The organism is Acinetobacter sp. 766875 (assembly GCF_000582055.1).
Lineage (GTDB): Bacteria > Pseudomonadota > Gammaproteobacteria > Pseudomonadales > Moraxellaceae > Acinetobacter > Acinetobacter nosocomialis.
The window spans coordinates 40,907-67,249 of sequence record NZ_JEXX01000014.1; the positions used below are offsets into that span (position 1 = coordinate 40,907).

Genomic DNA, 26,343 nt, shown 5'->3' on the forward strand with positions numbered 1-26,343 from the left:
CTTGAGGTAGCAATAATGACGCGTACTGCAAACGAGTTTCTCACTCCGCAAGCGATCAAGGTCGAAGCGGTAAGCGGGACCTCGGCAAAAGTGATTCTAGAACCTTTAGAGCGTGGTTTTGGCCATACTCTAGGTAATGCTTTACGTCGCATTCTATTGTCTTCTTTACCTGGCGCTGCTGTGGTTGAAGTAGAGATAGAAGGTGTCGAGCACGAGTACAGTACTTTAGAAGGCTTGCAGCAGGACATCGTCGAGCTCTTGCTGAACCTAAAAGGATTGTCTATTAAGCTGTTCGATCAAAATGAAGCTTATTTAACATTAGAAAAACAAGGTCCTGGCGATATTACTGCTGCCGACCTTCGTTTACCTCATAATGTTGAAGTGGTTAACCCAGATCATTTAATCGGTACTTTGAGTGCTTCAGGTTCATTAAAAATGCGCTTGAAAGTTGCTCAAGGTCGTGGTTATGAAACTTCTGATTCTCGTTTCCCTGAAGGTGAAACACGTCCTGTAGGTCGTTTGCAATTAGATGCTTCTTATAGCCCAATTAAACGTGTTTCTTACACCGTTGAAAATGCGCGTGTTGAACAACGTACCGATTTAGATAAGCTGGTAATCGACCTTGAAACAAATGGAACGGTTGATCCTGAAGAAGCAATCCGTAAAGCGGCAACAATCTTGCAACAACAAATTGCAATTTTTGTTGATCTTCAGAAAGACCAAACTCCAGTTGCTCAAGAGCCTCGTGAAGAAGTTGACCCAATCTTGCTTCGCCCAGTAGATGATCTAGAGCTTACTGTTCGTTCTGCTAACTGTTTGAAAGCAGAAAATATTTACTACATTGGTGATCTCGTTCAACGTACTGAAGTTGAGTTGTTAAAAACTCCTAACCTTGGTAAAAAATCGTTAACAGAGATCAAAGATGTTTTGGCTTCGAAAGGCTTACAACTCGGTATGCGTCTTGAAAACTGGCCACCAGCTAGTCTTCGTATGGACGACCGTTTTGCCTATCGTAGCCGTTAATTAAGTAGGACTATCACCATGCGTCATCGTAATAGTGGTGTGAAATTAGGCCGTACAAGCAGCCATCGTAAAGCGATGTTCCAAAACTTGGCTAATTCTTTATTTGAACACGAGTTGATCAAAACAACTGTTCCTAAAGCTAAAGAATTACGTCGTGTTGCTGAGCCTTTAATCACTCTAGCAAAAAACGATACTGTAGCAAATCGTCGTTTAGCATTTGCTCGTACTCGTAATGCTGCAACTGTTGGTAAATTATTTACCGTACTCGGCCCTCGTTACAAAGAACGTAACGGCGGTTATCTACGTGTTCTTAAAGCGGGCTTCCGTGCTGGTGATGCAGCACCGATGGCTTACGTTGAGCTTGTAGATCGTGAAGTGAACACTTCAGCTGAATAATTGATATTATTCGAAAAAGGCCGGCTTTATGCCGGTCTTTTTTATGTTTTGAAAAATGGAAAATTTAAAAATTGTCCTCAAGTGACATAAAAAAACGGATAAACGGTCAAACTTGACATTGTGTATTGTCAAAATTGTGCTTTAATAAAGTCATATTCTCAACAATGGGTATAAAAATAAAATGGAAAAGCAAGTTGATATTCTAATCATTGGTGCCGGCATTTCAGGAATCGGAATGGCTGCCCATTTATCTAAAAATTCTCCACAACGTCAGTTTGAAATTTTAGAGCGTCGTGAATCTTTTGGTGGGACTTGGGACCTCTTTCGTTATCCTGGTATTCGTTCAGACTCAGATATGTCAACTTTTGGTTTCAACTTTAAACCATGGCGTAAAGCAAATGTATTGGCTGATGGAGCTTCTATTAAAGGATATTTAGGCGAAGTTATTGATGAATTTAAATTAAAAGAAAAAATTCATTTTGGTCATCGTGTACTTTCTGCAAATTATGATTCTTCATCTAAGAAGTGGAATGTTGTTGTCGAAGACAGTAATAAAAAACAGCAGACTTGGGTAGCCAACTTTGTTGTAGGTTGTACAGGTTATTATAATTATGATCAAGGCTATGCGCCGACATTCCCAAATCAAGATGTTTTCAAAGGTCAACTTATTCATCCGCAGCATTGGCCAGAGAATTTAGACTACACGGGTAAGAAAGTAGTAATTATTGGTAGTGGAGCTACTGCAATTACTTTAGTACCAGCTATGTCAAAAGGTGGCGCAGGTCATGTGACGATGCTACAACGTTCACCGACTTATATTGCTTCTGTTCCGTCTATTGATTTCATCTATGAAAAAACACGTAGATTTATGTCTGAAGAGGCGGCTTATAAATTTACACGTGCACGTAATATTGGTATGCAACGGGCAATTTATGCATTGTCTCAAAAGCATCCGAAGACAGTTCGTCGTTTACTCTTAAAAGCAATTGAAATGCAGCTTAAGGGTAAAGTAGATATGAAACATTTTACACCTTCATATAACCCTTGGGATCAGCGTTTGTGTGTGGTACCTGATGGTGATTTATTTAAAATTCTTCGTGAAGGTAAGGCGAGTGTTGAAACTGATCAAATTGAAAAATTTACTGAGACCGGTATTCAATTAAAATCAGGTAAACATCTTGATGCAGATATCATTGTTTCTGCAACTGGTTTACAGGTTCAAATCATGGGCGGTGTGGAGGCAACTATTGATGGAGAGCCAGTTAAATCATCTGAACACATGCTTTATAACGGCGTGATGCTCAGCGATGTACCAAATATGGCGATGATTATTGGCTATGTAAATGCTTCGTGGACATTAAAAGTTGATATTGCAGCAGATTATATCTGTCGTTTATTAAACTATATGGATAAGAATAATTATGATGAAGTCATCCCATCTGGTGATAAGACTGTGATGGAAGAGGACACAGTCATGGGTAGCTTATCATCTGGTTATATTAGTCGTGCTGCTGACGTGATTCCTAAACAAGGTAAACAAGCACCATGGCAGGTAACTAATAATTATCTTGAAGACCGAAAATCATTAAAAAATGCAAAATTTGATGATGGTGTTCTACGCTTTCATAAGCATTCAGAAGTTACTACACGTAAACCCAAATTAGTATCTTGATATTCAAATATAAAAAGGAGGCTATAAGCCTCCTTTTTATCGTGAAGATTAAAGAGTTCTAGAGATTAGTTCTTTCATAATTTCATTGGTACCTGCATAGATACGGTTTGCTCGGTGATCGATGTAAGCGCGAGCAATTGGATATTCCAGCATATAGCCATAACCACCATGTAATTGAAGACATTCATCTACAACTTTTGAGAACATATCTGAAATTTTATATTTTGCAGCTGCAGCTGCTTCAACACTCAATTTTTCATCGAGTTGTAATTCCATACAACGATCTAAATAGGTACGGCAGAAATCAATTTCTGTACGTAATTCTGCGAGTTTGAAACGTGTATTCTGGAAAGCACTAATTGGCTTGCCAAATGCTTTACGATCTTTTGTATATTGAACAGTATGAGCAAACGCTGCTTCTGCACCAGCTTGGCAGATAATTGCCACCAACATACGCTCCCATGCTAATTCTTTCATGAGCATAATAAAGCCCATACCTTCCATGCCTAAAAGATTTTCTTTAGGAACACGGACGTTGTCGAAGAAAAGTTCACATGTATCTTGGCCTTTCATGCCAATTTTGTTGAGTGGCTTACCTTTAGTAAAACCTGCACGATCAGCTTCAACAATAATAAGTGATAAATTGGCAGAGCCTTTATCACTGTTGCCTGTTTTACAAACAACGATAGCCATATCGCACAAATAACCATTGGTAATAAATATTTTTGAACCATTAATGACATATTCATCGCCATCAAGAACAGCAGTCGTTCTCACAGCTTGTAAATCGGATCCTGTTCCTGGCTCGGTCATGGCAATCGCGGTTACTGTTTCACCAGTCGCCATTTTAGGGAGCCATTTTTGCTTTTGTTCTTCGTTTCCAAAGTTATTGATATAGTTCGCGACAATATCGGAATGCAGTGAAAAACCTGTACTTGAGTCCATTGCATAGGCTTGTTCTTCAATAAGAATCATACTGTATAGGCGGTCAACACCTGAGCCACCGTATTGTTCAGGCATGGTTGTGCACAGTAAGCCTAAGGCACCAGCTTTATTCCAAAGATCTCGGTCAACATGTTGTTGTTTTTCATATTTTTCAGTATTTGGTACAACTTCTTTTTCATAAAACTTGCGTACAGTTTCTCGGAAAGCTTCATGTTCTTCATTTAATAGACGGCGAGGTAACATATTTGGAATGGGACGAATAGCACCAGATTGCATTGTATTTCTTCCTTGGTTTTGGCTTGATGTTATAAGTCTAAACATACGGGAAGCTTACTAGGTCTAACAATGTGATGAATGCTCATTTATAGCTATGAAGTGATAAGTTTGGTCAATTTGAGATTTTTAGCGAACTTTCTTATGTGATCAGGTAAACTAGGCGCACTATCAACGCAGATGGGGAAATAAATGTCTGAAGAAATGACCTTGGAAGAACGTAAAGTAGTTTATCGCGCACGCCGCGGTTTAAAGGAAATTGATGTCTATTTTGACCCGTATGTGAAAAATTATTATTTAAAGGCAGATCCAGCAGAAAAAGCATTATTTGCTGAATTGGTAGAGCAGGAAGATCCTGATTTACTTGATTGGTTTATGGAAGTATCTGAACCGCCACGTACAGAGTTACGTGATTTTATCCATAAATTAAAGCATTATGTTCATGGCTGATTAGTTTTGATCAACCATTTGAATTTCAAACTGAAATATAGCCGTTTTGCGATTATATTTCAGTTTTTTATTGGCTTAAGTTTGGCAGTTCTATTTTATCAACTCCTACCAATACTATGGTGGTTGGTTACGGTCAGTTTACTATTCATAAGTTTTATTTTCTTTTTAAAGCGGCCACAGCTCGCTCAAATTGCTCATTTAGATCAAAAATTATGGTCACTTAGCTTTCATTCAGAACAAACAATTTCTCGGGTAGAGATTTTAAAAATAATTGATTATCAGATTTTCATAGTGGTCTATTTTGAAGGGCATAAGACATTAACTTCTGTTATTTGGTTTGATCAAATGCCTCTATCTCAGTGGAAACAACTTAAAACCTTAGAAAAATTTTATTAATTGTTAGACAATTCTACATTTGTATATTTATTTAAAAGCATTAAAAATCAAATAATTAATATTTATTTCTTTTCAGGAAATTTAAATTGTCTAGTTAAAATACAGAAAAAAGAGCAAGAAAGTTAATTGTCGGACAATTTCTCAATATGGTTATTATTCTATCGGTTAAAGTACAAACACCAACGTAAAGTGTGTCGGAGGTCTCAAATGGAGATGCCAACATGGTCGTTCTTGGTCATTGCCATCATTCTGGCAGTGGTGATAGGAAGAGCAGGAACTTTACTCAGGGAACATCTTAATAAAGCTAATTATAGCAAAGTTAAGAGACAGAGGATGCAAAGGTCGTCGGTCAGTCAATAGTTTAATTGGTTAATCGATTAATTTCATCAAGTGTCCAGTTTTACTGGGTGCGAATGTAGTAAGGAGGTCTCTCATGGAGATTTCAATGTGGATGTTTCTGTTAATTGCAGTTGTTATGGCTGTAGTAGTAGGAAGAGCAGGAACTTTACTCAAGGATTATATAGAACAACAATAATATAAGCTGTTAAAAGCTTATCCCAGTTAATAAGTAGCATGTGCTGAACCGTCGCAATGCTACTTTTTTTTGCCTAAAATTTTTGTTTCCCTGAAAAACTGTCAATTTTATCTGCTGTGAAGTGTGTCAAAGTATAAGCGCTACAATTAGAGTAATTACTCTTTTATTCAAGATATGCATCTGCTAATGTACATCTGAAAAGGAAAAAACAAATTACATTGAGGACAGGAAGATGTCTAAAGTCCAAAAAATAAGCCAAGGTTTGGCGATGAGTTTTCTTGCAGCTTCAGTTTTATCAGGTTGTTCATACGTCGTGAAAAGTGGAGCAAATGTTGCTTTAGGTTTTACGGAAAAGCACGTTGTTCCACCTATTTTAGCAATGCAAGATGCGGAAATGGTTTGTAATACTGGTAGTGCCTTAACTCCTGCAATCATGTCGACTAAGGGTATGGGTGCAGATCCTACTCGTGTCGCTGTCTTAATGTATGCTGCCTCAGGTGTATGCGCGGAAAACCAAGCATTAGAACAGGAGTTACGTTACTTGCGCGCTTCAAAAGCAGGACAGGTTACAGAAGCTCAAGATGCACGTATTGCGCAGAAGCGTTGGGCTGCTATTGCTGCTGAACGCCAATATACCGGCTATAAATTATTCGCTGATCGTTGGGAATCTAAATATAAGTACCATTTAGGTGACTCATGTCCAACTATGCGTAGTGATACTGATCAGACTGTATATCTACTTGGAATGATCAGCGGTCTTCAAGCGGTGACGAATGATATTAACTCAGGTGGTTCTGTCAATGTTCCGAAAGATATCGCTGCTATTGTAGAGCGTGGCATGGTCTGCCTTGATAACCAAAAGTTCTGGGGTGCACCAAATGCAACACGTGCGGTGATCTGGACTTTATTACCAGGGGCTAACGAAGGTAAGCCTGATCCGTATGAGACTTTAAAACAGTCAGTCCAAATTGGTGAACAAAAAGGTGTTCGTTTGTCTCACGCACTCTATGCTGTAGCTGCTCAGGCGAGTGGTGACGATGCAAAAATCCGTGACGCATTAAAAACATATGCAGCATCTCAAGCAGATGATAAACCAGTTAATCCGAACTTTAAGTTAATTGATAGTATGGCTGGTTTAATCGTTCGTGGCATTTCTGACCGTTACTGGACTGAGCATACCGGTGTTCGTACAGGCGATGGTGGTATGTCTCATTTCTGGGATGAGAAAAACGAAGGTTCAGCAGAATTGGATGAGTTATTTGATGGTGGGGCTGCATCAGAAGTTCCAGCTGACTCAACAACTGCACCTGCACAGTAAAAAGATCTGAAGAAACTCACTCCTTGCGTTACTACTGATTTTCGTATTAATCGTAAGGAGTTCAGTTTTAAAAGGAGTGTGCTATGAAAGATCATGTACTCAATAAAAAAGTGCTTTTGGTCGCAGGGTGCATTTCTGTTTCTGCATGTCTACAGGTATTTCCAGACTATTTTATTTATTGGCGCGAAAGCTTACTTGGTGAATTTTGGCGTTTGTGGACAGCACACTGGGTACATGTCGGCTGGATTCATTTTCTATTAAATATGATGGCATTTGCATGTTTGCCCTTCATATTTCCGCATACCAAAGTGTGGCATATTTTAAGTCTTCTTTTTCTTCTGCCGCCTTTTATTAGTTTGGTTTTCTATTTTTATTTGCCTTATATCGATGCATATGCCGGTCTATCTGGAGTGCTCCATGGGCTGTATACGGCTGTTGCTTTAGTTTATTTGCAATACCGTAAAGAACGGAATTTTGCATTACTGGTTTTAGGTTTAATTATCGCCAAGCTAATTTGGGAAAATACATTTGGTCAAACAGGCACAGCACAGCTGATTGGAAGTCCTGTTTTAACTGAAGCTCATTTATATGGGGTGATAGGCGGTGCAATCTTTGGAGGATGCTATTGGCTAATACAAAGATTCAAATAGAAAGATTGACAATACAAACTGTTAAAAAAGAGATTTTAGTCATTCTTTATTGATAAAGTTTGATGCAAATTTGATCGTTGAATAAAGGGATTGGTAGAAGGGGAATGGACGATACCCCTGACCAAGGAAATTGCATGACTCAAAGCCTTTGTTATGAGGGATTTGAGAGAACAAAATTGGAATATTTATGCAAGAATATCAAGAAAAAAGATCTGGATTAGGTCTGCTGGGTTATGTATGGAACGAATGGATCTCAACATTCGTGATCCTCATTTTGTTATTAATGACGCTCATAATTGGTACCGGGGAAATGATCCACGGACAATTATTACGTATCGGGGAAAGCCTTTATGGTGACCCTGCTTCAGGCATGCAATATTCGTTTTTGCGTGCTGAGCCTGAAAAACCATCTTGTGATCGACACCCAAATATTGATGCTCAAGTAAAAGAGCAAATGAAAGCAAATGCATCTGATGATTTCGCAAGCTTCTTTGGTGCAGCTTCAGAAAGTGATGTCCGTGCATCCTTACTAGCAGCACAGCAGCAATGTGAAGATAAATATTTGGCTTACGATAAAACCATTAAATATATTGAAGCACATCCAGGGGTACGTACATACCGTACGATTGAAACGGGTTTCTTTGGTATATTTAAATTTGGTACAGAAAATCGCGCAATTTTGCTGGTCTTTATGGTTTTGATTTCAGCGATTACTGCATCGTTGAAGTTCCACCATATTGGTTTACGTAACCCTGCAACAAAGCTGGACTACAAAGTGTATGCCTTCTTTATGTTGCTTGGTAATGCCTTGCTCAGTTCTTCAGTAATTAGCCAGTACCGTTCTGTGATTAATTCAGGGGTTTCTCCAACTCATGAAACAATCATTATTTATTGGTTATGGATGATCTTGTTTGTCATTCTGACCTTAATTAGCCTTTATCAGCTATTTGTTTCCCCTGCGCCAAAACGTGAGGGTGGCAATATTGGCCTAGCTTTATTATGTGTACCTTTGTATGCGTATATGGCTGTGATTACAGGTATAGCTTTTACATTCTTTATGGACTATCCAATGGGCCAAGGGATTTACCTAGGTCAGTTGGTAGAATTCTCGGGCATTTTCTTAAACCTTGCCTTATTTATTTGGGCGGGTATGTTGCTCACGCAAACACGTGTTATGGATTTATTCCTAAACGTACTTCGTCCATGGAACTTGGCCCCAGAAACTTTAACTTGGTTAATTTTAATCGCTGCTGCTGTGCCGACTGCTTATACGGGTGCTTCTGGAATTTTCGTAATCGCAGCCGGTGCGATTATTTATAAAGAAGTTTGGAATGCTGGTGCTCGCCGCCAATATGCACTCGCTGTATCTGCAATGTCTGGTTCACTAGGTGTAGTGGTGCGTCCTTGTCTTTTGGTGGTTTTAATCGCCATGTTGGACAGCCGTCATGTTACATCTGATGAATTATTTGGGCATGGTATTTATGTCTTCTGGCTAACAGCATTTATTTTCTTGGGTGTTTCTCTTTTCTTGGCAGAAGAGAAGTTCCGCGTGAACTCGCCGAAAGTAGCACTTCCAGGTATGGCGCGTGCTTTTGTACCTGTTATTCCATATATCTTAATTACAGTAGTTGTTCTTGCATTTTATAAATATGCATTAGATACAGGAATGAACGAATTTACTGCACCAGTGATTCTGCCTCTCGTGCTTATTGCGATGATCTTGTACGATAAAATGGTTATGCCTAAAGAGGCACCAGCGTTAAATATTCATGAAGCAATTGTTCGTGAACATGAGAAAAAATCTCCGTTCTTACAATCACACGATCCGCATAGTTCGCAGTTCCGTCTTGGTTTTGGTGGTGCATTGCGTTTTGCAACATCAGAAACAGTTGGACATATTGGTGCACTTATTATTTTGATGGCATTGTCAGCAAGTGTGGGGGGTTTAATCGAGCGTACCGAAATTGTTGAAATGTTGCCGACTCATTTGGGTAATATTTATATTTCGCTCGCATTTATTGCATTACTACTTGCCATTATTGGTATGTGTACCGATCCATTTGGTGCGGTAATTTTAGTAGCAGCAACGATTGCACCTGTAGCCTACGAAAATGGTATTCATCCAATTCACTTCTGGATGATTGTATTGGTTGCATTCGAATTTGGTTATGTAACACCACCAGTTGCCTTGAACCATCTATTAACGCGGTTATCCGTTGGTGATGATGAGGTGAATGCTGCCGATGCAGAAGCGAAAGAGAAGTACACAAGTTTCTATTACCGTTATGAACGTTGGTTATTACCAATTATTGTTTTGTTCTCATCATTGGTATTAGTTACTTATGCTCCATTAGTACTCAAACTATTTGGTTGGTACCAATAATCTAAATATGTAAGCTCAATAAAAACACTCTCTTTAAGGAGGGTGTTTTTTTATGTGGTAGTTATTTTGATATAAAAATTCTTAATAAATAGAAAGCTAGTTCAGAGTGAACTAGCTTTTTGCATCATAATGAGATTTAAATAAATACTATTGCTGTTTAACCTGAGCTTCAAGGAGTTTTACTTGCTCTTCTTTTAACTTAATGAGTTGGTCTGCATCGGCATGCTGGGCTTTTAGTGTTGCTTCCTGATCTTGCAGCTGCTGATGAATGTCATTAAGTTTAGAAACTTCTTCTTTTGCTAAAGACTCTTGCTCAGGGACAGGCTGTTTGAGCACATCTTCATTTACAAGTTGCTGCGAATTAGCAGTGTGTGTTTGAGCTACAGGCTCCGAACTTGCAGATGGTTGTGTCGTTTTTTGAGGTACACGTGTCGAGGCTGGTTGAGGATCAACCATTGGCGCTGACGATTCAGTTTTTTTGAAAAACCATTGTGCTGCGAAAAAAAGCACTACGAGAATGCTTAAGCCCCCAATTAAAATCCACAATAATTTTGAGTTTTGTTTTCTTTGTAGTGGCATGTCTAAGACCTTTAGTCAGAACGACGAGGCTTGAACTGTATTACTCCAACTTCATCAGGTATAGCAGGCGTTTCGGGCTCATCAACATGAGTCGGTCGATTTTCGCTATATCCGCATTCGATACATTCAATCCATTCGTCTTCAGCGGTGGTTAGCATGACAATCCGATCTATGGCTTCACATTTTGGACATTTAGCTCCAGCAATGAAACGTTTTTTCATCTTTATCACCCTAACCACACGATCAATTTAGGTCCATAGTTTAAGCGGTTTTATTGTCATTCGTCCAACCTTGATGACGTAACAATGCATCAATTTTTGGCTCACGACCGCGGAAATTCACAAATGCTTCAAGAGCAGTGTCTTTTCCACCTACAGCTAAAATTGCTTGGCGGAATTCTTTACCTGTTTGAGTATTGAAAATACCTTCATTTTCGAAACGGTCAAATGCGTCACTTGCTAAAACTTCCGCCCATTTGTAAGAGTAGTAACCCGCTGCGTAGCCGCCTGCAAAAATATGACTAAAGCTATGTTGGAAACGATTGTATTCAACAGTTGGAACCACTGCATATTGTTTACGAATAGCATCTAAAGTCTGTTGAATTTGCTCACTATTTAATGCAGGTGTTTTGGTATGAATGGTTAAATCAAACAATGCAAATTCAAGCTGACGTAAAGTTTGCATACCAGACTGGAAGAAACGTGCATTTAATAAAGCATCAAGTAACTCTTGAGGTAAGGTCTGCTTGCTCTCAATATGCTCACTTAAAACATCCAGACTTTCTTTATCCCATGACCAAAACTCCATAAACTGACTTGGTAACTCGACTGCATCCCAAGCAACGCCGTGAGTACCTGCAACCGAAATATTATCTACTTCAGTGAGCATATGGTGTAAGCCATGGCCAAATTCGTGGAATAAGGTGATGACTTCATCATGAGTTAATAAGGCAGGCTGGTTACCTACAGGTGGTGTGAAGTTACACACCATATAGCAAATTGGTTTTTGTAAACCATGAACAGTTTGCATACGTGAGCGGAAGCCACTCATCCATGCACCGCCGCGTTTACCTGTACGTGCATATAAATCAAAGTAGAACCCACCAATCACTTGGCCTTGGTCTTCTAACTCAAAATAACGTGCATCTGGATGCCAAACTGGAGCTTCACGTTCAACAATATTAATACCGTATAGGCGCTGCACAATCTGGAATAAACCCTGAATGACTTTCGGAGCAGGGAAATAAGGCTTTAATGCTTCTTGTGACAAATTGAACTGTTGTTGTTTAAGCTTTTCAGAATAGTAAGTGGTATCCCAAGGTTTGAGTTCATCAATCCCATCTTGTTTGGCAATGGCTTGTAGCTCAGCAACTTCTTGGAGAGCAGGGGTACGTGCATGCTCAGCTAAGTCGGCTAAAAAGTCATGAACAGTTTTAACATCTGGAGCCATTTTACTAGCAAGAGAATATTCAGCGTAGTTATTGAAACCAAGTAGTTTTGCCATCTCTTGGCGAAGGCTCAAGATTTCTTCCATAATCTTGCTGTTATCAAATTCTGTTTGTTCAGATTGATCTGATGCACGAGTGACATAAGCTTTATAAAGCTCTTCTCGCAAAGCACGGTCATCGGCATAGGTCATAATGGCAAAATAAGCTGGGAAATCTAAAGTTGCTACTGCTTGATCAAGCTCACGCTGTTTGCCGTACTGTTTTAATAACTCAACATTACTTTCTGGGAGACCTTTTAGCTGATCTTCTGTCAGTGGTTTAAAATAAGCCTGTGTCGCATCAAGTACATGGTTTGAGAAGTCCGAAGAAAGCTGTGAAAGACGTGCAGAAATTTCTGCATAGCGTTTTTTCTCTTCACCTTCTAAAGCAACGCCAGAAAGTTTAAAGTCACGTAATGCAAGGCGGATCGCACTTTGTTTTGCGGGGCTTAACGTTGAATAGCTCTGACCATCATGAATGTGTTGATAAGTCTGGTACAGCGCCGTATGTTGGCCAAGCTGAGTGTAATATTCACTTAAAGCAGGTAAGAGCGACTGGTAGACCCCTCTAGTTTCAGCATTACTCATCACAGCATTTAAATGTGACAACACTCCCCATGATTCACTGAGGTTATTTTCAAGTGCATCAATTTGTTCAAGCACGGCAAGTTGCTGATCTGTCTCGGATGGTGCAGCCGTAAGGGTATTTAAGAACTCTTGTCCTGCTTGAATCGCTTGTTGAATATCTTGTTTTAAATTATCTAATGTAATTTGGTCAAAGCGGGGAGTAGGTAGAGTCGCTTGCTGTAAAGTCATTGCTAATAGCCACATTATTTTTTAAACATAGTATTAGATGTAGGTATTGTTAGGCAGGAAATCAAGCTTAATTTGAAAATAAACGTTTTAAAAGTATTAAGCCCCCATGCTTGGGAGCTTAATAAAAGGGAATAGAAACATCTATGAATTAGTCAGCCTTAGACTTGGCATTCGACTTTTTCTTTTTGGGTTTCGCTTTTTTCTTTACTTTTTCTGGCTTGGCTTCTGTTTTCGTAGAGGTTTTTTTGCCAGACTTTTTACTATATGAACTAGGTTTACCTTTTTCCTTCTTTTTACGGACAGGTTTTTCACCATCATTCGAAGGAGTAGATGGTTTGCCAAAAACTTCTTCAGTTGCTTGTGCCGCTGTTCTGGTTGTGCGTGGGGCACGACTGCGAACTACTCGTCCAGCATGTGTCACTTGCTGAATAAGTTGGAAATCGATCTTACGTTCTTCTAGATTTACACCAGCAACCTGAATTTTAACTTCATCGCCTAAACCGAAAACCTGACCACGATTTTGTCCAATAAGGTTTTGACTCGCTTGATCATAAATAAAGAAATCATCGCCGAGTTGGCTAATATGAATCATGCCATCAACATAGAGATCTTTAAGAGTAACGAATAGACCAAATTCAGTGACAGCACTTACAATACCAATGAACTCATCACCTAAGTGCTGTTGCATATAGTGGCACTTTAACCAAGTCGTTACACTACGAGATGCTTCATCAGCACGACGCTCGGTTTGAGAGAAATGTTCACCAGCATCATCTAAAGCCGCACCAGAAAGCGGATAAGGCTTTTGTTTAAGATGCGCTTTAATGGCACGATGTAACAATAAATCTGGGTAGCGGCGAATTGGTGAAGTGAAGTGTGTATAAGCTTCATAAGCTAAACCATAGTGACCGGCATTTTTTGCACCATAGTAAGCTTGCATCATTGAGCGTAATAACACTGCATGAATGCTTGGCGCATCAATGCGGTCTTTAGTTGCCTCAATAACTTTTTGATAATCTGCTTGAGTTGGTTGGTCGGGGAACGGTAAGCCAAGAAGTTTTACAAAGTCTTTTACTTTCTGAATACGTGAGAACTCAGGCGCTTCGTGTACGCGATATAACATTGGAATATCATGTTCTAATGCATATTCAGCCGCAGCAACGTTAGCAAGCAACATACATTCTTCAATCAGTTTGTGTGCTTCATTACGTGTACGTGGCAAAATTTCTTTAATTCCGCCCAGCTCATCAAAAGTCATGTACGTTTCAATGGTTTCAAACTCCATTGCATGACGATCAGCACGTAAATTTTTCAAAATCTGATAAAGCTGGAAAAGCGTATTTAGCGATTTGTGAATATCACGATCTTTTGGAATTGCGTCAGTTGCACCGTCAAAGTATTGCGCCACCTGTGTATAGGTCAAACGCGCTTTTGAATGCATTACCGATGGATAAAACTCATAACCAGTTACGCGGCCCGTACGTGAGAGCTTCAAGTCACAGACCATACATAAACGATCTACGTGTGGGTTAAGTGAGCACAATCCATTTGATAATGCTTCTGGTAGCATTGGTAAAACAAAATGAGGGAAGTAAACTGAAGTACCACGTTCTTCTGCTTCTTCATTTAGTGCTGAGCCTAGGCGTACATAGTGGCTTACATCAGCAATTGCTACAACAACGCGATAACCGCCACCAGGACGTTTTTCTGCATACACAGCATCATCGAAATCTCGAGCATCTTCACCATCGATTGTGACGAGTGCTAAATCTCTTAAATCAACTCGACCTTCACGGTCTTGTGCAGAAGGTTCCTTAAAACTTTCTGCTTCTTTTATAACTTCATCTGGGAATTCATAAGGCAAGCCAAACTCAAGAATGGTTTGTGGGATAATAATTTCTGTATCCGCTTTATCGGCCATAGATTGAATAATATGCGCCGTAGCAAACTCTTCGCGGGTTGGATAGGTATCGATAGCAACACGAAGCATATCGCCAACATTTGCTTTGGCATGTGCAACTAATTCTTTTTCTAATGGGATAGGTTGATGCTGATTTGGATTATTGGGTTGAATAAAGTATTCACCCTCGTGTATCGACAATTTACCAATTAACTGTTTTACACGGTGTTGGAGAACCTCGGTAATGAAACCCCACGGTTTACCTTTTCGGTCTACTGAGGTCTGCCGAACTCGGACGCGATCGCCGTTAAAGACTAAACGTAACTCGCGCTCAGGAAGCAAAAGATCATCTTGGCCATCAATATGTGCAGTGCCTAAACCTTTACTATTAATATAGACAGTGGCTTCATAGGTTGGTTGGTCTGCCACTAACTGAAACTTGAACCCTTCTTTCATGATTTGGCCATCACGAACCATTGCACTTAAGCGATGGCTTAAAGCTTCGATACTTTTTTGGTCTTGAATATGAAAATGGTCAACAAGTTCTGCATGAGATTGCGGCGTTTGCAATTGTTCCAACGTATCTAATATTAGAGTACGGCTTGGAATAGGATTGTCATAACGTTCAGCTTCAGCTTTCGCTTCGGGATCAGCCCAGTTTTTTGTCATGTCTTTTGGTTTCACGCTTGGCAGATAAGTTTAGCATAAGTCATGCAGACCCGAACTGCACGTTTAGGTTTGCAATAATGTGTTATGCGCTACTGTATTTTAATGAAGAAATAATATCTATCTTAACAAGCGTTTGATCGAAAAAGACGAAAATAATAAGGGAATTGCTTAAAAAATAATTCATTGAACGAAAAAATAAGAAAATTTCAGTATGATGACTTGAACAATAAGGTTTTAGTTTGTATTATGGCGGCTCGTTCCGGTGAGGTGGATGAGTGGCTGAAATCACTTCCCTGCTAAGGAAGCATACCTATTACTGGTATCGAGGGTTCGAATCCCTCTCTCACCGCCATTTACTTAATGCGCTCATAGCTCAGCTGGATAGAGCACTTGGCTACGAACTAAGGGGTCGGGAGTTCGAATCTCTCTGAGCGCACCAAGTAAAACAGAACGAATCGCTGAAAAGCACACAAGTTACGCGCTCATAGCTCAGCTGGATAGAGCACTTGGCTACGAACTAAGGGGTCGGGAGTTCGAATCTCTCTGAGCGCACCAAGTAAAACAGAACGAATCGCTGAAAAGCACACAAGTTACGCGCTCATAGCTCAGCTGGATAGAGCACTTGGCTACGAACTAAGGGGTCGGGAGTTCGAATCTCTCTGAGCGCACCAAGTAAAACAGAACGAATCGCTGAAAAGCACACAAGTTACGCGCTCATAGCTCAGCTGGATAGAGCACTTGGCTACGAACTAAGGGGTCGGGAGTTCGAATCTCTCTGAGCGCACCAACTTGAAGAATTAACCGCTTTTATAGCGGTTTTTTTGTGCCTGTTATTTAGTAAAATTTTAAAAATCTAAATTTATAACTTTTTAATTATATTAGAGATAATGATAAATGAATCTGGCTTTATTTGACTTTGATGGCACGATCACTCATAACGATACTTTTAGTTTATTTCTTAAATTCTCTTTGAGTAGAAAAACTCAAATATTAGGTGGTCTTCGGCTTGCGCCTTATATTGCAGGATATAAGTTCGGATGGGTAACGGATAAAACCATACGAACTAAGCTCTGTCAGGTGGGATATATAGGCTATGATGCAAACTCTCTAAAATATATGGGACAAGAGTTTGCTAAAACGGTAATTCCTACCTGTATTCGTGAAAATGCTTTAGAACGTATTCACTGGCATAAACAGCAAGGAGATCAGGTTGTTGTGGTATCCGCTTCATTGGGTGTTTATTTAGAAAGTTGGTGTCAGTCTTTAGGTTTGGATGTTATCTGTAATCAACTTGAAATAGATAATGGTATTTTAACGGGTAATTTTATTAATGGTGATTGTGGTTATTTAGAAAAAGTAAATAGAATAAAAAATAAATATGACCTAACCCAATATTCTACAATTTATGCTTATGGAGATACTCCTAATGATTATGCAATGTTGGAGCTAGCACATAAGAAATATTATAGATGGCAAGAGATGAATTAATTATTAATTAATATTTAAAAATATATTTAAAAAAGAAAGCCACTTTATCAGTGGCTTTCTTGAAGATTATTAAACAGTATGTACAGAGATATTTAAGAAGTGGTCAGTAAGTAGTGACTGAGGTACTAAAGTATGAACCGTATCTGTTACGTTAGATACTGTAGAAGTTACTCCGCCTAAGTTACCAGTTACTCCACCTAATAAGTTAGAAATAACATCTGTGCCACCTGTACCAGTTACGCCACCAGTTAAGCTACCTACGATATCTGTTACGACACCGATAGGGTTGCTGCCAGCTGTGCCCCCAGTCACACCACCAATAATATCGGTAACTGTGCCAAGTGGGTTACTTCCAGTAGCACCACCAGTTAAACCACCAATAATGTCAGTTACAGTGCCAAGTGGACTATCACCGCCTACACCACCAGTAACACCGCCAATAGCACCAGTCGCACCACCAAGAATGTCGGTTAAAATGCCAGCCGCAGTTGTGCCATTTGAAACGAGAGTGTTGACAATACCAGTCGCATGATCAGTTGCACCTTGGATATTGCCACCCACTAAATCAGATACAACTTCAAGCGCACCATTTACAGTATCGCGAGAAGTTTCAAAAGTTAATGTACCGAGGTGAGCAATATCAGTAACAGGGTGTTCAGTTTGAGGAAGTACGCCAACTACAGTGTCCGCAACAGTATTAATTCCTGTATTAATAATGCTAGTTTTTAAACTTTCCACACCTTGAAGAACATCAATACCACTTTGAACGGCATCAACAACTGGAGAAATAGGAGATGTACCACCACCAATAATCCCGCCCGTCACACCACCGATAATGTCAGTCACAGTGCCAAGAGGGTTACCACCAGTAACACCACCAGTTAAACCACCGATGATATCAGTCACAGTACCAAGAGGATTACCGCCAGTAACACCGCCCGTCACACCACCGATAATGTCAGTCACAGTGCCAAGAGGGTTGCCACCAGTAACACCACCAGTTAAACCACCGATGATATCAGTCACAGTACCAAGCGGGTTACCGCCAGTGGTACCACCAGTAACACCACCAATAGCACCAGTTACGCCACCAAGAATGTCGGTTAAAATGCCAGTCGCAGTTGTGCCATTTGAAACGAGAGTGTTGACAATACCAGTCGCATGATCAGTTGCACCTTGGATATTGCCGCCCACTAAATCAGATACAACTTCAAGCGCACCATTTACAGTATCGCGAGAAGTTTCAAAAGTTAATGTACCGAGGTGAGCAATATCAGTAACAGGGTGTTCAGTTTGAGGAAGTACGCCAACTACAGTGTCTGCAACAGTATTAATGCCTGTATTAATAATGCTAGTTTTTAAACTTTCCACACCTTGAAGAACATCAATACCACTTTGAACGGCATCAACAACTGGGGAAATAGGAGATGCACCACCACCAATAATCCCGCCCGTCACACCACCGATAATGTCAGTCACAGTACCAAGCGGGTTACCGCCAGTAGTACCACCAGTAACACCACCGATAGCGCCAGTTACACCACCAATAATGTCAGTTACAGTACCAAGCGGGTTGCCACCAGTAGCGCCACCAGTTACACCGCCAATAGCACCTGTCACACCACCAAGAATGTCAGTTAAAATACCAGTTGCAGTTGAACCGTTATGAACAAGTGTTCCAAGAATACCTGTTGCAGATTGGGTAGCTCCTTGGATGTCACCACCTACTAAATGAGAAACTGTTTCTAAAGCACCATTTACAGTATCGCGAGAAGTTTCAAAAGTTAATGTACCGAGGTGAGCAATATCAGTAACAGGATGTTCAGTTTGAGGAAGTACGCCAACTACAGTGTCCGCAACAGTATTAATGCCTGTATTAATAATGCTGGTTTTTAGACTTTCGACACCTTGTAGCACGTCAATACCGCTTTGTACGACGTTAACAACTGGTGCCAGTGGAGAAGTTCCGCCTCCGACTACACCACCAGTGACACCGCCAATAATATCGGTCACGGTACCAACAGGATTGCTACCAGTAGCACCACCAGTTACACCGCCAATAGCGCCAGTTACACCACCAATAACGTTGGTTAATCCACCAACAGGGCTACCGCCAGTCACGCCACCAGTTAAACCACCTACCACATTGGTTATGGTTCCTAATGGATTTGTTGAGCCTGCAGTACCAGTTACGGTACCCACTACATCAGAAACTAATCCTGTTGTAGCATGCGAGACTGTATTGGTTACAGTTGAAAGTACATTAGAGAGTAAGCCTGATGTTGAAACATTTCCATTAGCAATATTTATGTCAGAAACGTTTACATTAACAGGAGAACCTGTGTTTACAACAGGATTCACCGATACAACATTACCCAGGTCCTGAGTAACTTTTGTTATCGAAGATACGAGATTTTTCAGTAAGAACATGATGGTCTATTTCCTGTATATTTATGTATTTTTAAGTAAGTATTTATTTATTGCGTTAGGCAATTATTGAGATATGTTTCTCAATAATTAAAATTTAGTATTGGGTAGATCTCAAAAAGTGTCAATGCATATTTCTACTCAAATAATTTGATACTTATAATATTTTGACAATTAGTTATTCATTCTGATTTAGACATAAAAATAATAATTTTTTTTATAATATATAGTTTGAAGATGAATGTATGTTTCTCTCATTTTATTATTAATTTTTATAATTATTAATGCTAAATAATTTTATTTATAAAAATACTTTTGCATAAGTAGAAATATATTATTTATATAATCCTGACTAAAAAGCTAGGCTTTTATTTCTGTCAATTTGGCCAAAATGCCCAAATTGGATAGATGAAGACAGAAAACTTTAATTGCAAAAAAATATTTCAAATACATTTTATGGGCAAACAATCCTTTTTTGGACAGCTATGTTACTGAGGTATTTTATTATGGCTAAGAACTAGACGCTTGATGACAAAAAGATGAAAAAGGTCTTTCTAAAATGAAAAAACTGCGTATAATGCCCTCCATCAAGTACGCGCTCATAGCTCAGCTGGATAGAGCACTTGGCTACGAACTAAGGGGTCGGGAGTTCGAATCTCTCTGAGCGCACCACTTGAAGAATTAACCGCTATATAGCGGTTTTTTTGTGCCTATTTTATATGGATTCTAATAAAAAAGCTGGTGCACATGGCGACCAGCTTTAAAAAGTTCTAAATTCAAAAAAAACTATTATCCGAATGTTTTAAAACGGCTTTCATCATCAATAAAGGTTTTTTCGCCAGCTTTAGCTTCAATAGAACCAAAAACTAACTGAGCTCTTAGCTTCCATTCAGATGGAATATTAAATAAAACATTAATTTTTTCATCAATAATTGGGTTGTAGTGTTGCAATGAAGCGCCAATACCTTGTTCGGTTAAAATGTTCCAGACCGCAAATTGTGCGATTGCTGTTGAATGCTCTGACCAGATCGGGAAATTATCAGCATAAGCTGCAAACTGTTCTTGTAAACCTTTAACCACGTTCTGATCTTCATAAAACAAAACTGTGCCTGCACCAGCAGCAAAACTTTGAATTTTTTGTTCTGTTCCAGATACAGCTTCAGCTGGAACAATACTTTTTAAAACTTCAAGAACTGTATCCCAGAATTTATGATGGGATTGTCCAAATAAAATGACAGCGCGAGATGATTGAGAGTTAAAAGCAGAAGGGCTGTGTCTGATTGCTTCTTGAATTAACTTTTCAATTTCATCATTTGATTGGTTTAAGTTATTTCCAATTGCATAAATAGAGCGGCGATTTTTAATGAGTTCTATAAAAGAAGTTTCATTTGAAGATTCTAGCTCTTGAGCGGCTTTTAAAGCCACATCTTCTTGAGCTGTCGTTTTTTGATTTAAGCCAAATAGTTTTGCAAAGAAAGACATGACGTATTCCACTAAAGAGACAATAGAAGTATTTTATAAATTTAAAGATATGGAATAAGCCTTAAAAATATGAATCTACGTTCTATATATGAAACGAGTAAGCAGCTTGTATGAGTGAAGGCTTTATAGTTCGAGCAAAAATAAAAAATCACTTTTGATTCATTTTAAAGCGTAGATGAATATGCTCTAATAGTTTCGATTTATTCAATATTGATACATAGTGATGACCGAGCAAAAAAGCGCTTTATCTTTACGTTATTATTTAAATTTAGAAGAGTCTCAAGACGGGTTTGGCTTGGTGACATTCGGAAAGAAACAATTTACACGTTTTTTAACCCCTGTTATTAGTATTGCAATTGTTATTTGGGGTTTTTATTTAGGCTTATCAGGCGTTGGTCGCTACTATGTTGCTTTGGGTATTTTTTTCCTGATTATGCAAGGTTTAATGCGCTATTGGCTTTTACCTATGATGTTTAAACGTCAATTTGTTCGTTATCAATTTGGTAAGAGCGAGCAGGGGATCGATTTATATCAAGATTACTTTGAACTTTATGCTACTGGCCGTAAACAAGTTGTACAGTATGGTGATGTGCAGACTTTTGCCAAAGGTAAACTAACTTATATGCTTGAGTTAAAAAATAAAACGGTCATTATTGTACCGAAACGTGCCTTTGCTCAAGCTTCAGATCAAACTATATTTGAAAATACATTCAAGAAGTAAGTTATTGGAATTATTAGCCGCAACAATAAAGGAAGCCTCATGAAAACACGTCCTTCAAAAATCGTTTGTGTGGGCAGAAGTTATGCTGATCATGTAAAAGAGCTGAACAATGCAATGCCGGGACGACCAGTATTGTTTATCAAGCCTCCAAGTAGTTTGATTGGTTTGGATGACGGTATTTCATGGAATCCTGCTTGGGGTAGCTGTCATTTCGAATGTGAGTTTGTTTTACGTATTGATCAGCCACTAAAAGGAGAAACCGATCCGCAAAAAGTACTACAAGCTATTGGTGCAGTGACTTTAGGATTGGATTTAACATTACGTGACTTACAAAATGAATTAAAAGATAAAGGTCAACCTTGGGAAAGAGCAAAAGCATTTGATGGCTCATGCGTACTTGCGGACTGGGTAGATGTAAGTGAAATTAAGAATTGGGAAGAAACTAAATTTACTTTCCATATTAATGATGAACTGCGTCAAGATGGTAATACCGCCTTACTCATATTTAATATAGCTTATCTATTAACAGATATTAATCAGGTGTTCTCACTTGAACCGGGCGATGTCATTATGACTGGCACGCCAGCGGGTGTAGGACCATTACATGCTGGTGATCAGCTAAAAATGACTTTGAAAGGTGCGACTCAGGATTTTATTTGGGAAACCTTTGTGAAAGCATAATTTGATTTACCTCACTAAGTTTTGAACCCTATTATTGAACCAATAATAGGGTTTTTTATTATACTCAACATTAATTTATTGATAGAGCTTTCGGAACTGGTCTGGTGTAAAGCCCATCCAACGTTTAAACATATATATAAATGCTGATGCACTGGCGTAGCCTAAATCAAAAGCAATGTTTTCTATGGTTTTACCTTGATTGAGCATAGTCATCGCTTTCATGACTTTTAGTCTTTGTCTCCACTCATGTAAAGACATTCCTAACTCTTTTTGACTGTAACGAGCTAACGTTCTTTCGGTCATATTGTTCCGTTCAGCAAGTTCTTGCAAAGTACTATTGTCTGCAGGACATTGATGTAAATCATTTAGTATTTTGGCTAAGGCTGGATGATTTGTTGTAGGTAAATAACTACCGACCAAATCAGCTTTTATGAGTTGATCTAATAAAACTTGGAGTAGGCGTATATATTCGACCCGGGTTTCATCTTGGGGATTTTGCCTCAAGTGATCGAGTAAAGCAGGTACAAGTGGGGATGTTAATAGGATACCGGCTTTCTGCGGTAACTTTTGGCACAGACTTTCATGAACATATAAAGTTGCATGAGTCACTTGGTTGCGGTTAATTCCGCTATGTTTAGTATAAGGCGGTAACCAAATCCCATAAGGAGGCGGAGTTAAATAATTAATTTGATCAATATTAACTTCGAGTACACCACTAAACGCATAAATAAACTCACCCCATGCATGCGCATGTTGAGGATAAATCGTTTCTGCGGGTGCATTGCGGACACGGAACCAAAGCAAATCAGGAATTGCGTTATGAGCCGGAATTTCCTGAAAATCCTGCACACGTTGAGCTGATTTTTTCATCTTTGAAAATTGCCTGAAATTGCTTATGTATTGTCTGTTTTTCACTATATCATGTAAATAAGACAGTTCTATAGTCAGATTTTTCGCTATAAAGAAAGGTGCTATATGGAAGAGCGCAAAAATCTGGATGCCAGAGCCTCGGCTTTAATGGTGCTTTTATGTATGGTCTTAGGGCTGCAACAGGTGGTTCTGAAAATAGCAGCACCAGATATTTCACCGATTATGCAAATTGCTTTACGCTCTGGTTTATCTGCAGTTCTAGTTCTACCTTTATTGTGGCGGGATCATTCGATTCATCTGTTTTCTTATCAGCAATGTAAAGCTGGTGCTCTTGTCGCTTTATTTTTTTCATTAGAGTTTTATTTCGTTACCGAAGCTTTAAAGTTTACTTCGACTTCTCACACTGTAGTTTTACTCTATACCGCTCCAATTTTTGTCGCCTTAGGATTACATTGGAAATTTCCTACTGAACGCTTGAACCGAGCGCAATGGGGAGGTATTGCTTTAGCTTTTATGGGAATTATTATTACATTTTACCCTACAACCACAGCTATAAATGCACCAGCTATAGCGCAAGTTTTATTAGGTGATTTATATGCACTTATGGCTGGACTTGCATGGGCACTGAGTACCATTATCGTTCGTTTATCTTCTTTAGCCCAAGCACCAGCAACTCAAACTTTATTTTATCAATTAACGGGTTGTTTTATTTTATTAATCTCAATCGCTTTTTTGACAGGTCAAACAACTATTCATTTAACAGCTTTAACAATTCTAAGCTTAAGCTTTCAAACATTAATTGTATCTTTTGCAAGTTTACTATTATGGTTTTGGCTACTCAGAAATTATTTAGCTTCACGATTAGGAGTTTTCTCTTTTCTGACGCCACTATTTGGTGTGCTGTTTAGTGTTTTGTTGTTAAATGAAAAATTAGAAATTAAATTTATTTTTGGAAGTATTTTAGTGCTATCTGGAATAGTTGTGATGAGTCTAAAGCAGGGCCAACTAAACAAAGGTTAAGCCCTGTTGTGAGTTAAATATTATTTCTCTTCAAAAATTGTTGAAAGTGGAATTGAGAGTTTCGCAGCTAAATAGTCATTTGATTCTACTAAAGCAGGGCCAATTCTTTCCATCCATTCATCATCATCATGTACATTTAATACATCCGGACGTAAAGGAAGTGGATAAGGCAATGCAGTAAAGAAGCTCCAAAAATCGACTTGAGATAAATTACGCACTAAAACATATTCATCTTTATCTGTACGTTTCACTAAATTTTGCTCTTCGAGTAAAACCACATAAGCGGGCCAACGGCCAATCTCACCACGGCCTAAAATTGCCAATGCTTCTTTATCACTTACACTTTCACCAAGTTTTTGCTTTTTATAAAATAATTCTAAAATATCAAGTAGCATGAGTACGGGATGTCTTTTTTGTTCTTTACCCGAATGAAAAGCAGTAAGCGCAAAACTCACCTCGACACCGAGCAACACAATATTCCAAGATAAGAAGACCCATAATAGGAAAATAGGCACTGCTGCAAATGCGCCATATATGATTTCATAACTGGTAAAGTTTGACATCACAAAGCTAAATAAATTTTTGAGTATTTCAAACAGTACAGCACTTAAACAGGCGGCAATTGCTGCTGAAAATAGAGGGACTGTGCGGTTGGGAATAGTCCAATATAAAATGAAAAAACCTAGAACAGTAAGAACAAAAGAAATAAGCCAGAGCAAGAATGCACCATCAAGTTGGTAGCCCGTGAAGTTATTACTCAATAAGTTCATAGATGCAACAGTTGATGAAATAACAAATGCACTGCCTAAAATAATCGGACCAAGTGAGATAATGGTCCAATAACGCATAAAGCCAACAATGCCGCTACGGGTTTCTTTTACTCGCCATATACGATTAAAAACAGTTTCAATTGTGGTCAGCATTAAAACTGTGGTGACAAATAGAAATAACACGCCAATCACAGTTAAATTGCTAGATTTTTCAGTAAAAGCATTAAGTGCTTTATCAAATGCAATTGTGCTTTTAGGTAAAAAATTACTATAAATTAAGTGCTGTAACTGTTGTCTGGCTGGTTCTAACGCTTTAATTGAAGAAATAATAACTAAAAATACCGTTAGCATCGGCACAACGGCAAAAAGAGTTGTGTAGGTGAGAGAGCCTGCCTGTTCCCGGCAACGATCAGCTTCGAAACGCTTAATTACGAATAAAATAAATTGAAACCAGGTCTTGTTATAAAAAGGAAGTCTCTTCAAAAAACGTTCTAACATGCGTCATCTATCCCGATTTTTTTAATCATGATGTGGGTGATTGATATTCACCAGTGTATTCGGTTGAGAACACCATGGTTGGTGTGAGGAAAACTTTAACCTAAAGAATAAAAAAGTATTCTGAAAGTTCCCTATGTATCATGGTAACAAAAGGTAGTAAAAAGCTTTTACAAATATTTGTTACGGTTGCCTTTAAAAATCAATCACCTTTAAAATTTCATAAAATTGGCTAAGCCAAAAAAATAAAAAATACCGTATAGTGTTCTTTTTAACAAAATTCATGAAACCGATGCAACCTTACATTCTTGTGCTTTATTACAGTAAATATGGTTCTACTAAAGAAATGGCGCATCTTATTGCGAATGGTGTTGAATCTGCAGGTATCAGTGTAAAAATACGAACAGTACCCAATATTGCAACAGTTGTAACTGAGGCTGAACCGAGCATTCCCGAAGAAGGCGATATTTATTGTACTTTAGAGGATTTAGCCAATTGTGCAGGCTTGGCTCTAGGGTCTCCAACCCGCTTTGGTAATATGGCGAGCGAAATGAAGTATTTTTGGGATCAGACCACAAGTCTTTGGTTAAATGGTGCTTTGCATGATAAACCAGCATGCGTTTTTACTTCTTCTGGTTCAATGCATGGTGGACAAGAAAGTACTTTGTTGACGATGTTACCTCCATTATTTCATCACGGCATGATGATTTTAGGTTTGCCAAATTCTATCCCTGCGTTGTCGAATACGAAAACTGGCGGAACTCCTTATGGTGCAAGCCATGTGAGTGGTCCTAGACATGACCAAAGTTTAAGCCAAGATGAAAAGCTTTTATGTGAAGCACAAGGTAGACGTTTAGGTGAAGTGGTAAAAAAGCTTTGCCTATAGTTTTATAAAAATA

Annotated in this window: 22 protein-coding genes and 6 tRNA genes; 19 read left to right on the top strand and 9 right to left on the bottom strand. The window is 38.8% G+C overall.

Features of this window, described 5'->3' with window-relative positions:
• The first annotated feature begins 15 nt into the window (after positions 1-15).
• The 3 genes from J576_RS12635 to J576_RS12645 all read left to right on the top strand — a co-directional run bounded on the left by J576_RS12635 (position 16) and on the right by J576_RS12645 (position 3,091).
• A complete protein-coding gene (locus J576_RS12635) occupies positions 16-1,023 on the top strand; it encodes a DNA-directed RNA polymerase subunit alpha (RefSeq protein WP_002049752.1) in 1,008 nt (335 codons plus the stop codon).
• Between the two features lie 18 nt (positions 1,024-1,041).
• Positions 1,042-1,419 carry a 50S ribosomal protein L17 gene (rplQ, locus tag J576_RS12640; RefSeq protein ID WP_002049717.1) on the top strand — a complete coding sequence of 126 codons (378 nt, stop codon included), beginning with the start codon at positions 1,042-1,044 and terminating at the stop codon, positions 1,417-1,419.
• Between the two features lie 181 nt (positions 1,420-1,600).
• Positions 1,601-3,091, top strand: coding sequence for a flavin-containing monooxygenase (locus J576_RS12645; RefSeq protein ID WP_002049727.1), 1,491 nt, complete (start codon positions 1,601-1,603; stop codon positions 3,089-3,091).
• Positions 3,092-3,139: 48 nt separating this feature from the next.
• Here J576_RS12645 and J576_RS12650 read toward each other — a convergent pair whose 3' ends face one another.
• On the bottom strand, positions 3,140-4,312 hold the full coding sequence (locus tag J576_RS12650) for an acyl-CoA dehydrogenase family protein (RefSeq protein ID WP_002049748.1): 1,173 nt from the start codon (positions 4,310-4,312) through the stop codon (positions 3,140-3,142).
• Between the two features lie 189 nt (positions 4,313-4,501).
• On the opposite strand from J576_RS12650, the gene J576_RS12655 reads away from it, so the two are divergent.
• From J576_RS12655 to J576_RS12675, 5 genes are all read left to right on the top strand, one after another.
• A complete protein-coding gene (locus J576_RS12655) occupies positions 4,502-4,759 on the top strand; it encodes an FAD assembly factor SdhE (protein WP_002049719.1) in 258 nt (85 codons plus the stop codon).
• 6 nt (positions 4,760-4,765) lie between these two features.
• Positions 4,766-5,155, top strand: coding sequence for a hypothetical protein (locus J576_RS12660; protein WP_025467795.1), 390 nt, complete (start codon positions 4,766-4,768; stop codon positions 5,153-5,155).
• A gap of 767 nt (positions 5,156-5,922) precedes the next feature.
• The gene (locus J576_RS12665) at positions 5,923-7,008 is read left to right on the top strand and encodes a hypothetical protein (protein ID WP_002049690.1); all 1,086 of its coding nucleotides are present in this window, start codon (positions 5,923-5,925) and stop codon (positions 7,006-7,008) included.
• An 83-nt stretch (positions 7,009-7,091) separates the two neighbouring features.
• Positions 7,092-7,658 carry a rhombosortase gene (rrtA, locus tag J576_RS12670; RefSeq protein WP_002049725.1) on the top strand — a complete coding sequence of 189 codons (567 nt, stop codon included), beginning with the start codon at positions 7,092-7,094 and terminating at the stop codon, positions 7,656-7,658.
• Positions 7,659-7,845: 187 nt separating this feature from the next.
• Positions 7,846-10,041 carry a TRAP transporter large permease subunit gene (locus J576_RS12675; protein WP_025467793.1) on the top strand — a complete coding sequence of 732 codons (2,196 nt, stop codon included), beginning with the start codon at positions 7,846-7,848 and terminating at the stop codon, positions 10,039-10,041.
• 147 nt (positions 10,042-10,188) lie between these two features.
• Here the strand turns inward: J576_RS12675 and J576_RS12680 are convergent, their stop codons facing one another.
• The 4 genes from J576_RS12680 to rnr form a co-directional block, all read right to left on the bottom strand.
• Positions 10,189-10,620 (bottom strand): hypothetical protein, encoded by a 432-nt coding sequence (locus J576_RS12680; RefSeq protein WP_002049742.1) that lies wholly within the window; start codon positions 10,618-10,620, stop codon positions 10,189-10,191.
• Positions 10,621-10,631: 11 nt separating this feature from the next.
• Positions 10,632-10,841 (bottom strand): YheV family putative zinc ribbon protein, encoded by a 210-nt coding sequence (locus tag J576_RS12685; RefSeq protein ID WP_002049754.1) that lies wholly within the window; start codon positions 10,839-10,841, stop codon positions 10,632-10,634.
• Between the two features lie 40 nt (positions 10,842-10,881).
• On the bottom strand, positions 10,882-12,936 hold the full coding sequence (locus J576_RS12690; RefSeq protein WP_025467792.1) for a M3 family metallopeptidase: 2,055 nt from the start codon (positions 12,934-12,936) through the stop codon (positions 10,882-10,884).
• Positions 12,937-13,069: 133 nt separating this feature from the next.
• A complete protein-coding gene (gene rnr, locus J576_RS12695) occupies positions 13,070-15,490 on the bottom strand; it encodes a ribonuclease R (protein ID WP_002049749.1) in 2,421 nt (806 codons plus the stop codon).
• A gap of 261 nt (positions 15,491-15,751) precedes the next feature.
• Between rnr and J576_RS12700 the strand changes: the two genes are divergently transcribed.
• The 6 genes from J576_RS12700 (at position 15,752) to J576_RS12725 (ending at position 16,978) form a co-directional block, all read left to right on the top strand.
• Positions 15,752-15,842: transfer RNA gene (locus J576_RS12700), tRNA-Ser, on the top strand.
• 10 nt (positions 15,843-15,852) lie between these two features.
• Positions 15,853-15,929: transfer RNA gene (locus tag J576_RS12705), tRNA-Arg, on the top strand.
• A gap of 39 nt (positions 15,930-15,968) precedes the next feature.
• Positions 15,969-16,045, top strand: a tRNA-Arg gene (locus tag J576_RS12710).
• A gap of 39 nt (positions 16,046-16,084) precedes the next feature.
• A tRNA-Arg gene (locus J576_RS12715) sits at positions 16,085-16,161 on the top strand.
• Positions 16,162-16,200: 39 nt separating this feature from the next.
• Positions 16,201-16,277 (top strand) — tRNA-Arg (locus J576_RS12720).
• 107 nt (positions 16,278-16,384) lie between these two features.
• Positions 16,385-16,978 carry an HAD family hydrolase gene (locus tag J576_RS12725; protein ID WP_002049730.1) on the top strand — a complete coding sequence of 198 codons (594 nt, stop codon included), beginning with the start codon at positions 16,385-16,387 and terminating at the stop codon, positions 16,976-16,978.
• Positions 16,979-17,047: 69 nt separating this feature from the next.
• On the opposite strand, the gene J576_RS12730 is transcribed toward J576_RS12725, so the two are convergent.
• Entirely contained in the window at positions 17,048-19,408 is a 2,361-nt protein-coding gene (locus J576_RS12730) for a beta strand repeat-containing protein (protein ID WP_033855616.1), read from the bottom strand.
• 592 nt (positions 19,409-20,000) lie between these two features.
• Between J576_RS12730 and J576_RS12735 the strand changes: the two genes are divergently transcribed.
• Positions 20,001-20,077, top strand: a tRNA-Arg gene (locus tag J576_RS12735).
• A 117-nt stretch (positions 20,078-20,194) separates the two neighbouring features.
• Here the strand turns inward: J576_RS12735 and J576_RS12740 are convergent.
• The gene (locus tag J576_RS12740; protein WP_002050755.1) at positions 20,195-20,887 is read right to left on the bottom strand and encodes a nitroreductase family protein; all 693 of its coding nucleotides are present in this window, start codon (positions 20,885-20,887) and stop codon (positions 20,195-20,197) included.
• Between the two features lie 223 nt (positions 20,888-21,110).
• Between J576_RS12740 and J576_RS12745 the strand changes: the two genes are divergently transcribed.
• On the top strand, positions 21,111-21,608 hold the full coding sequence (locus tag J576_RS12745; protein WP_002050784.1) for a YcxB family protein: 498 nt from the start codon (positions 21,111-21,113) through the stop codon (positions 21,606-21,608).
• 39 nt (positions 21,609-21,647) lie between these two features.
• Positions 21,648-22,289, top strand: coding sequence for a fumarylacetoacetate hydrolase family protein (locus tag J576_RS12750; protein ID WP_002050743.1), 642 nt, complete (start codon positions 21,648-21,650; stop codon positions 22,287-22,289).
• A 75-nt stretch (positions 22,290-22,364) separates the two neighbouring features.
• Here the strand turns inward: J576_RS12750 and J576_RS12755 are convergent, their stop codons facing one another.
• Positions 22,365-23,159 carry an AraC family transcriptional regulator gene (locus J576_RS12755; RefSeq protein ID WP_002050745.1) on the bottom strand — a complete coding sequence of 265 codons (795 nt, stop codon included), beginning with the start codon at positions 23,157-23,159 and terminating at the stop codon, positions 22,365-22,367.
• Positions 23,160-23,264: 105 nt separating this feature from the next.
• Here J576_RS12755 and J576_RS12760 point away from each other — a divergent pair, with 105 nt between their 5' ends.
• Entirely contained in the window at positions 23,265-24,179 is a 915-nt protein-coding gene (locus J576_RS12760; protein ID WP_002050787.1) for a DMT family transporter, read from the top strand.
• A gap of 20 nt (positions 24,180-24,199) precedes the next feature.
• Here the strand turns inward: J576_RS12760 and J576_RS12765 are convergent, their stop codons facing one another.
• Positions 24,200-25,447, bottom strand: coding sequence for a YihY family inner membrane protein (locus J576_RS12765; protein WP_002050751.1), 1,248 nt, complete (start codon positions 25,445-25,447; stop codon positions 24,200-24,202).
• A 280-nt stretch (positions 25,448-25,727) separates the two neighbouring features.
• Here J576_RS12765 and wrbA point away from each other — a divergent pair, with 280 nt between their 5' ends.
• Positions 25,728-26,330 carry an NAD(P)H:quinone oxidoreductase gene (gene wrbA / locus J576_RS12770; protein WP_185126866.1) on the top strand — a complete coding sequence of 201 codons (603 nt, stop codon included), beginning with the start codon at positions 25,728-25,730 and terminating at the stop codon, positions 26,328-26,330.
• Positions 26,331-26,343 lie beyond the last annotated feature (13 nt).

What these genes read in the sequence shown, in the direction of transcription:
- J576_RS12635 (WP_002049752.1), top strand. Translation starts at nt 16, where the DNA reads ATGACGCGTACTGCAAACGAGTTTCTCACTCCGCAAGCGATCAAGGTC.
- rplQ (WP_002049717.1), top strand. Translation starts at nt 1,042, where the DNA reads ATGCGTCATCGTAATAGTGGTGTGAAATTAGGCCGTACAAGCAGCCAT.
- J576_RS12645 (WP_002049727.1), top strand. Translation starts at nt 1,601, where the DNA reads ATGGAAAAGCAAGTTGATATTCTAATCATTGGTGCCGGCATTTCAGGA.
- J576_RS12650 (WP_002049748.1), bottom strand. Translation starts at nt 4,312, where the DNA reads ATGCAATCTGGTGCTATTCGTCCCATTCCAAATATGTTACCTCGCCGT.
- J576_RS12655 (WP_002049719.1), top strand. Translation starts at nt 4,502, where the DNA reads ATGTCTGAAGAAATGACCTTGGAAGAACGTAAAGTAGTTTATCGCGCA.
- J576_RS12665 (WP_002049690.1), top strand. Translation starts at nt 5,923, where the DNA reads ATGTCTAAAGTCCAAAAAATAAGCCAAGGTTTGGCGATGAGTTTTCTT.
- rrtA (WP_002049725.1), top strand. Translation starts at nt 7,092, where the DNA reads ATGAAAGATCATGTACTCAATAAAAAAGTGCTTTTGGTCGCAGGGTGC.
- J576_RS12675 (WP_025467793.1), top strand. Translation starts at nt 7,846, where the DNA reads ATGCAAGAATATCAAGAAAAAAGATCTGGATTAGGTCTGCTGGGTTAT.
- J576_RS12680 (WP_002049742.1), bottom strand. Translation starts at nt 10,620, where the DNA reads ATGCCACTACAAAGAAAACAAAACTCAAAATTATTGTGGATTTTAATT.
- J576_RS12685 (WP_002049754.1), bottom strand. Translation starts at nt 10,841, where the DNA reads ATGAAAAAACGTTTCATTGCTGGAGCTAAATGTCCAAAATGTGAAGCC.
- J576_RS12690 (WP_025467792.1), bottom strand. Translation starts at nt 12,936, where the DNA reads ATGTGGCTATTAGCAATGACTTTACAGCAAGCGACTCTACCTACTCCC.
- rnr (WP_002049749.1), bottom strand. Translation starts at nt 15,490, where the DNA reads ATGACAAAAAACTGGGCTGATCCCGAAGCGAAAGCTGAAGCTGAACGT.
- J576_RS12725 (WP_002049730.1), top strand. Translation starts at nt 16,385, where the DNA reads ATGAATCTGGCTTTATTTGACTTTGATGGCACGATCACTCATAACGAT.
- J576_RS12730 (WP_033855616.1), bottom strand. Translation starts at nt 19,408, where the DNA reads ATGTTCTTACTGAAAAATCTCGTATCTTCGATAACAAAAGTTACTCAG.
- J576_RS12740 (WP_002050755.1), bottom strand. Translation starts at nt 20,887, where the DNA reads ATGTCTTTCTTTGCAAAACTATTTGGCTTAAATCAAAAAACGACAGCT.
- J576_RS12745 (WP_002050784.1), top strand. Translation starts at nt 21,111, where the DNA reads ATGACCGAGCAAAAAAGCGCTTTATCTTTACGTTATTATTTAAATTTA.
- J576_RS12750 (WP_002050743.1), top strand. Translation starts at nt 21,648, where the DNA reads ATGAAAACACGTCCTTCAAAAATCGTTTGTGTGGGCAGAAGTTATGCT.
- J576_RS12755 (WP_002050745.1), bottom strand. Translation starts at nt 23,159, where the DNA reads ATGAAAAAATCAGCTCAACGTGTGCAGGATTTTCAGGAAATTCCGGCT.
- J576_RS12760 (WP_002050787.1), top strand. Translation starts at nt 23,265, where the DNA reads ATGGAAGAGCGCAAAAATCTGGATGCCAGAGCCTCGGCTTTAATGGTG.
- J576_RS12765 (WP_002050751.1), bottom strand. Translation starts at nt 25,447, where the DNA reads ATGTTAGAACGTTTTTTGAAGAGACTTCCTTTTTATAACAAGACCTGG.
- wrbA (WP_185126866.1), top strand. Translation starts at nt 25,728, where the DNA reads ATGAAACCGATGCAACCTTACATTCTTGTGCTTTATTACAGTAAATAT.